The organism is Cesiribacter sp. SM1 (assembly GCF_020178975.1).
In the GTDB taxonomy this organism is placed as follows: Bacteria; Bacteroidota; Bacteroidia; order Cytophagales; family Cyclobacteriaceae; genus Cesiribacter.
Window position 1 is genome coordinate 1 of record NZ_JAHXBU010000102.1, and the last position, 6694, is coordinate 6694.

Here is a 6694-nt window from a genome sequence, read left to right on the forward strand (position 1 = left end):
CTGTCATTATTTGGAATATGCTTGTCAAGCATCAGCCCTTTACGCCTCCAGATCAGTATGAATATCTGGACCAAAAACGAAAGAGAAAGGTGCGAGAACTACAAAAACAATTAGCTAAATTGGAAACAACACTAGCCCAATTAAAAGGACCCCAAAATGCTCCTGTAGAGGCTTTCTAGAAACGTTAGTCAGAATTAACACCCATAGCAATAGTTGTAGCTTTCTGCACTTTATTAAAAAATGAATAGAATCCTCTACTTCTAAATGGTCCTAAAAATGGGGAGCTTACACTTCGCCAGTCTTGAGGAATCAAGATTTTTAAATTCAAGTAAATAAAAGAGCTCTAAGGAAGTGTCTCTGTGGATATTGTAATTATCCTGATCGGGGTCACCTATGGTGCCGCCACTGAAATTATCACATCCTTCCCAAGAAGGATTTTACACTTCATACCAGAATTACTAGCGTGCTTGAAAGCGACAAATTAAATACGGTCTTACAAAGAGCTCTTTGCCTTAAGATACGCATTCTACAGTCTCTCGTAAACGTTAGCTTCCGAAATTATTTGAGGCCCGTAAAATGGGGAATTACTTACAGCGTCGTCCGTTGAATAAAGCAAATGCCCCTGTAGCAGGGTTGCCAGCTGATTAAGAATTTGATACTTTGCGTCCACTAACAAACCACCTGTGAACGGGCATCTGCTAAATGCAGGAACGTTACCAGCAGTGTTTTTACATTCTTCTCTCTCAATCTATCAACTTAATACCCTCCAAATTCGCACCTTCATTTTTCAAAAACGCATAGGTCGCTTTATCAACCTTACAATCTACAAATTGAACTCGGTTTAGTTTTCTATTATGTTTAAAAAAAGTATTTCTCATTGTAACGTTTTGAAACTTTACTGCTTTGAATGAACAGTCTTCAAAAGAGCAACCTTCTAAAGTTCCGTCAAATGAAATATCGGATATTCCCGTACTTTTGAAAGACGTTTTATTCCAAATAGCCATTTCTACAATGTTGCCTTGAAAATTAGCTTCCAAAAACTTCGTTCCTGATAAATTGGATTTTGTAAGGTTACAATTTTTAATACTGCTTTCTGCAAATGCAGCATTTTCAAGAGAGCAGGCAATAAAATCACTCTTGGAAATTGTCGATGTTTGGACTTTACTGTTTTTCACTAATGCATTTATAAAATCGCAACCCACAACTTTATTGGACTTAAGTTTTAGCTTAGATAAGTCAGAACCGATGAACTTACAGCTCTTCAAATTACATTCATTGAGTTTGTCTGTAAGATTATTAATTCCAGAAAAGTCTGTATCAATCCACGTTGCTGTTGACATATCCCATCCAAACTCTGATTGATTTTCAGAAATATCATTGGGTTTAAAAGATTCGGAAAAAAAATTCAGGTCTACTTCAAAGATTTTGGCAAGTCGTTGTAAGGTCGTTATGTCAGGTAGAGATTCCCCACGTTCCCATTTGCCTACTGCTTGTGGACTTATTGCAATTTCCTGTGCAAGTTGAGCTTGTGAAAGATTCTTCTGCTTTCTTGCATTGACTATTTTGTTACCTATGATTTTTGAGTTTTGCATTCTATTTTAGGTGATTGAGTTCATTTGCCAATTTATCAATTGAGTTTGCTATTGCTATGTAATCCTTTGAAAGGATTTTTTCGTGATTACTCTCCACTTGTACATCTACTTTTAGATTTAGATTTTTTGTAAGAAGTGGAGTTAAGCTTTCTCTCATAGCTTTGAACTCGTGTTCTTCGCCACCGCGACTTGCTCCGGAAGCCAAAAGGTATCGAACTGGGATACCTATGGTTAGCAATATAGGCTCCAACTTCGCTGATATTTCGTTGATTTCAATATTGATTTCTGCGTGCTGTTTGGCAGTCATTCTTGCCGCAAGTCCAAATGGTGCAATGAAGGGTAAAATCCATTTGATACGGTTAAATAATTTATAAATCCTTGCTTTAGATTCATCGCCTGTTAGACCGTAAGGCACAGCACTATCAACAGCCACAATTCCTGATGCTCCCTTCGGATATCGTTTAGCCCAATGAACTGCCAATATCGCTCCATACGACCATCCGACCAAGATAGGCTTTTCTATATGTCTGTGCTCGATTATGGCAGTTAAGTCCCGCAAACAAGCATCAAAGGAATAGTCTTTTGATTTTTTTGAATTTCCACGAGCCCTTTCATCATAAAGAATGTGCCTGTAATTTGAACCCAGCTCTTTTACGACCTTTTTCCAATGCTTTTGATTGGCATAAGAACCATTTAGGTAGATAATTGCTTGTCCGGAACCTCCTGTGTCTTTGGTAAACAATTTTGTGTCCTCTACTGGTATAAATCCACTCCATTGTTTGTTTTGACGGCTTTCGGTTTCATTGCTCACCGATTTTGATTTTAGCATCATTTTTCCTCGTTTTTTGATGCTACAAAATTAGCTTGGACTGTCAGTCGGATTCAAATTTCAGCCACTACTAATGGTTGGTTGCCAACTACTTTTGGTTGTTTGTGAGAGCTGTTGATTGTTTTACATTGCTGGTAATCGAGTCACGCAGGGGAATTTCACCCCCACGTTCTCACGGAACCGTACGTGAAAGTCCCGGCGGGGCCCGCTCCCTTCATACGGCTCTTCTTGTTTAATCACTAATGTAGTAACATTTTGGATGTGCCAGCACCTTTTCAGGTAATGGCAGTGATCTGTTTCTAGCTGTCTAATCGTCCCATTTCTGGTTGTTACATAGCCGAAACTAAACAAGTCAGGTCCTTCACTCCAGCTCCATTACAGAACCTTCATCACTACTATGATCTGATCCGCCACCACTATCTCACACTATACTTGTGTGACTGCTTCCTTCTTCAGTTAACAGTGCGATAGTGACTTCCGCTTCGGCGGTCCGATCTTGTTCTCCCGCAATAAGCGGGAGAAACTTCCATAAGCCTGTGCTGCATTCCTGCCACCTTTACCCGGGGGCGCCCAGCCCGAATGCCGCGTTAACAGAAATCAGGACATCCTTCACACTCCCTTCACAGATGTAGACGTAGCACCTGCTTTCGACATTACTTTAATCCTAACGAGGCTTCTTAGGTGGTTCAGACTGGGCGTCCCCAATTATTCAGCTCTACAGCACTCACCTGCATGGATCATTGTCCTTGCTTTTCCTTATCGTTCACCACCAAAGGCAGTTACTCCTTCAGCAGCATAAGGTGGTTTGCAAACTCCCCCTGACGGGCGTCTGCGGAAGTCCAAATCCTCTTCTTCTGAAAGCAAGTCGGCCAGCCCTTTCGCTCGGCTTCCGCACTTGTGGCTCTCCCAAAACAAAAGCCTTCCATCTTTTGTACAGCATCCTTCCCCCACTATTGTAGGAGTCGGTTCAAGACACACACGTCCGTTGAATAAAGCTGATGCCCTTCACCGGCCTTTGCTGAAAGGACGCAAAATTTGCTCCCTGCATTGTCAATGGCTGAAAGCTGTTGGGGCATTTGCTTTATTCTGTTGTGGCTGTTGTGCGCAGCTTATTTTATTTATTTAAGATCCTTGGCTTCTATTTCCCGGATCACTCCGTTTTCACTGATCACGATCGTCCGTCCTAATTGCTTTTTCAAAGTCTTAAGCTTTTCGGAGGACACCTTCATGCCTTCCAAGATGTCCTTCCTTAATTTCGATATATCTATATTCTTCATGCCAGATATTTTTTGATGTTTGAGAGCCTTTCAGGATCATGGATGATTTCCTGGCCGCCCTTTTCAGATTCATATACGAGTACAGGGTCTGGTTTAGAGTTATCAAATATCATGCTGTAGTCGCAGATAGGCAGATAGATATTGAACAGATTCTGAATGCCTTTTATGTAGCGTCTATAGATCACATCTTTGGGGATATTATGTCCACCTTCCTTTACCCTAAGCTCAACTCTCTTTTCTGCCAATTCCGGTGTTTCCAACCAATAGTAAATCAGCGTCACAAAGTATCCTTCAGCTTGGGCTTCTAACACTCTACTTTTGTAACTCCTGGTGGAAAGAGTGGTTTCAAAAGCAAAGTCCTCTCCAGCATTCATTAGCTCTGAAATTCGGTTAAGCATGAGGCGACCAGCTTCAACTGCTACTTTGCCAGGCTGAAATGGGGATAATCCTCTTGCAATCTCATCTGCATTTACGAATTCTTTGCAGGATAAGATCTCTGGCAAGATATTAAAGGAAGCAGTTGTCTTTCCAGCCCCGTTGCAACCTGATATAATGTACAGCCTCTTTTGATCCATTAACCAAAGATAGGAAATTGGATGATTTACTTGATGGCTGGCTTCTGCTCTTGTTGCACACAACGTCCATTGAATAAAGCAGATGCCCTTCACCGCCCTTTGCTGAACGTACGCAAAATTTGCTTCCGGCATTGTCAATGGCTGAAAGCTCTTGGGGCATTTGCTTTATTCTGTTGTTGTAGCCAGGCTTTTATTTTTCATTTACCAGATGCAGGATCTTGTTTAGCAGATCATCTGATATTCTGAAATTGGTCTTTTTGATTTTCTCGATGATTGGCTTCACCGACTGAATTACACCTTTCTCTTTAGCTGCAATAACAGTCCCAAGTGAGCCGGTGATCTGAACCCCAAGTTCTTTTGCTACCCTTCTGCCTTTTGATTCATCAATGATAAGCAAGGCGTCAGGAAGTTCTAACGCTAAGGCTATAGAAGTCGCTTCTCCTGCATCCAAGAAGCTCATTAGTCCCTGGTGTAAGTTCGTCTTGGGATCCTGTACTGATATCCAGTCAGGCAAGGGTCTTCTAAATTCCTGTGATACTGTCCCGGTAATGATAATCAGTCCATAGACTTTATGGAGCAGGTCCATTTCTCCAATCTTGTAGAAAAGGATCAGGCAGCTGGTATCAGATACTATGGCGGTGGGCATTCTGTATGTCCTCGTCAAGTTCATCAGCCGAATAGTTGAAGAAGGAAACTCCATAGTCGGCCAACAGCTCCATGAATGTCTCTTTTGAATATCCTACCATGTCTGCGGCCTGTCCCAGGGTAAGCTTTCCAAGTTCATACAGTTTAGATGCTAAAGCCATTCTAGCTTCTTTATCATCTAAATCTACGGTGCCCGGTATTTGTATCGTTAGCGTCCTCATAATCCTAAGTTAGGTATTTTATCTTAGAACGACAGATTGATGCGCACAGTTCTTTGGCTTGGCTACAACGTCCATTGAGTAAAGCAGGCGACCATTCACCGGCCTCTGCTGAGCAGACGCAAAGGTAGACAATAGCATTGTCAATGGCTGAATGAGCTGGGGGAGCTTGCTTTATTCTGTTGTTGTGAGCAGGATTATTTTTTATTCAATCAACTACAGAAATCCTTGTAACGCCACGTATAGTCCCTGCATAGTTACCAAAATGACCATTACTATTCATATCAAATATCCCACAATCATCACAAATTTTCTATCCATATTTTTCAAATCACCTCTTCCGCCTTTCAGTGGCTCAACAATAACATTTTCGTCATAGCGGACCCATAATGCATTTTCATGACTATTAAGCTGGGAATGTTCTTTAGTCAAGTAAATACCAGAGTCTTCAAACCTATGGTGTAGAAATCCTTTAATAACAACTAACTTATTATGATATTTTTCAGGATTAGCTAACAGTTTCACTATCGATACCCGAAATAAGCTGTCACCTTGTGCGGCAGGTCTTATTGTCTGAGCATTTAACTTAGAGACTGTTAATAATAAGAAGAATATGATTGCTATGTGTCGCATGTTTTTCTTGCTCACAACGTCCATTGAATAAAGCAGATGCCCTTCACCGGCCTTCACTGAAAGGACGCAAAAGCAGCTCCCTGCATTGTCAATGGCTGAATGCAGTTGGGGCATTTGCTTTATTCTGTTGTTACCTGCTGTTTTTATTAAATTCTTGTGAGATAACCACTGCATTTTCTCTTTTGGTAATCAAGGTATAATAGTATTCATTACCAACGCTGTTATGATGAACCTTGGTAATGATGGTATCCTCTTTATCTATGTTTTCTGTAATCTGATGGACATTTTTATATTTTGAAATATCAGCCTGAATTTTAGAGGCAGTTAGACCATACTGTTCTAAAAAGGCTATAAATCGATCATTTTCTTGTCCTAATACTGTTATGTTACAACTAACAGGCTCGTGTATGAAAGGTGAAGTTTTGGTGGCAATAAAACTACGCCTGAAGGGTGCATGTCCTCCCCATTCTTCATATGATAACAACACTCTCCCTTTATTGTCTTGGTAAATATCACACATATTATATGGATAGAAACCAAGTGCATAATCAGTCCATGGTTTATAAAGAGTCCCAAAACCACTAATTCTTTTATCCACTAGTGATCCTATCTGCTTCCAATCACCAGGAACGTTGATTGATCGCATTTCTTCATAAATATTCCTGTCGCATTCCTGCGGCAATTGATTTAAAAAGCTCAAAAGATTGCTATAATCTATTGTCCCCATATAATTCTGACTAACGTTTCTAGAAAGCCTCTACAGGAGCATTTTGGGGTCCTTTTAATTGGGCTAGTGTTGTTTCCAATTTAGCTAATTGTTTTTGTAGTTCTCGCACCTTTCTCTTTCGTTTTTGGTCCAGATATTCATACTGATCTGGAGGCGTAAAGGGCTGATGCTTGACAAGCATATTCCAAATAATGACAG

At 40.6% G+C, this 6694-nt stretch carries 7 protein-coding genes; all 7 read right to left on the reverse strand.

Annotation, left to right across the window (positions count from 1 at the left end; translation table 11 throughout):
- Positions 1-743: 743 nt before the first annotated feature.
- Entirely contained in the window at positions 744-1592 is an 849-nt protein-coding gene (locus KWJ01_RS27815; RefSeq protein WP_225000427.1) for a pentapeptide repeat-containing protein, read from the reverse strand.
- Position 1593: 1 nt separating this feature from the next.
- Complete coding sequence (locus KWJ01_RS27820) at positions 1594-2424, reverse strand: alpha/beta fold hydrolase (protein WP_225000428.1); 831 nt, start codon at positions 2422-2424, stop codon at positions 1594-1596.
- Positions 2425-3694: 1270 nt separating this feature from the next.
- Positions 3695-4405 carry a zeta toxin family protein gene (locus KWJ01_RS27825; protein ID WP_255651238.1) on the reverse strand — a complete coding sequence of 237 codons (711 nt, stop codon included), beginning with the start codon at positions 4403-4405 and terminating at the stop codon, positions 3695-3697.
- A 58-nt stretch (positions 4406-4463) separates the two neighbouring features.
- Positions 4464-4919: a DUF3368 domain-containing protein gene (locus KWJ01_RS27830; RefSeq protein ID WP_225000429.1), complete on the reverse strand. Its 456-nt coding sequence runs from the start codon at positions 4917-4919 to the stop codon at positions 4464-4466.
- Positions 4897-5139 carry a UPF0175 family protein gene (locus KWJ01_RS27835; RefSeq protein ID WP_225000430.1) on the reverse strand — a complete coding sequence of 81 codons (243 nt, stop codon included), beginning with the start codon at positions 5137-5139 and terminating at the stop codon, positions 4897-4899. The genes KWJ01_RS27830 and KWJ01_RS27835 overlap by 23 nt, the downstream gene beginning before the upstream one ends.
- Positions 5140-5415: 276 nt before the next feature.
- Positions 5416-5943, reverse strand: coding sequence for a hypothetical protein (locus tag KWJ01_RS27840; RefSeq protein WP_225000431.1), 528 nt, complete (start codon positions 5941-5943; stop codon positions 5416-5418).
- Positions 5900-6496: a hypothetical protein gene (locus KWJ01_RS27845; protein WP_225000432.1), complete on the reverse strand. Its 597-nt coding sequence runs from the start codon at positions 6494-6496 to the stop codon at positions 5900-5902. Before KWJ01_RS27845 ends, KWJ01_RS27840 begins: the two co-directional genes overlap by 44 nt.
- Between the last annotated feature and the right edge of the window lie 198 nt (positions 6497-6694).

Coding starts and splice junctions, on each gene's coding strand:
- KWJ01_RS27815 (WP_225000427.1), bottom strand. CDS start 1,592: ATGCAAAACTCAAAAATCATAGGTAACAAAATAGTCAATGCAAGAAAG.
- KWJ01_RS27820 (WP_225000428.1), bottom strand. CDS start 2,424: ATGATGCTAAAATCAAAATCGGTGAGCAATGAAACCGAAAGCCGTCAA.
- KWJ01_RS27825 (WP_255651238.1), bottom strand. CDS start 4,405: ATGCCGGAAGCAAATTTTGCGTACGTTCAGCAAAGGGCGGTGAAGGGC.
- KWJ01_RS27830 (WP_225000429.1), bottom strand. CDS start 4,919: ATGCCCACCGCCATAGTATCTGATACCAGCTGCCTGATCCTTTTCTAC.
- KWJ01_RS27835 (WP_225000430.1), bottom strand. CDS start 5,139: ATGAGGACGCTAACGATACAAATACCGGGCACCGTAGATTTAGATGAT.
- KWJ01_RS27840 (WP_225000431.1), bottom strand. CDS start 5,943: ATGCAGTGGTTATCTCACAAGAATTTAATAAAAACAGCAGGTAACAAC.
- KWJ01_RS27845 (WP_225000432.1), bottom strand. CDS start 6,496: ATGGGGACAATAGATTATAGCAATCTTTTGAGCTTTTTAAATCAATTG.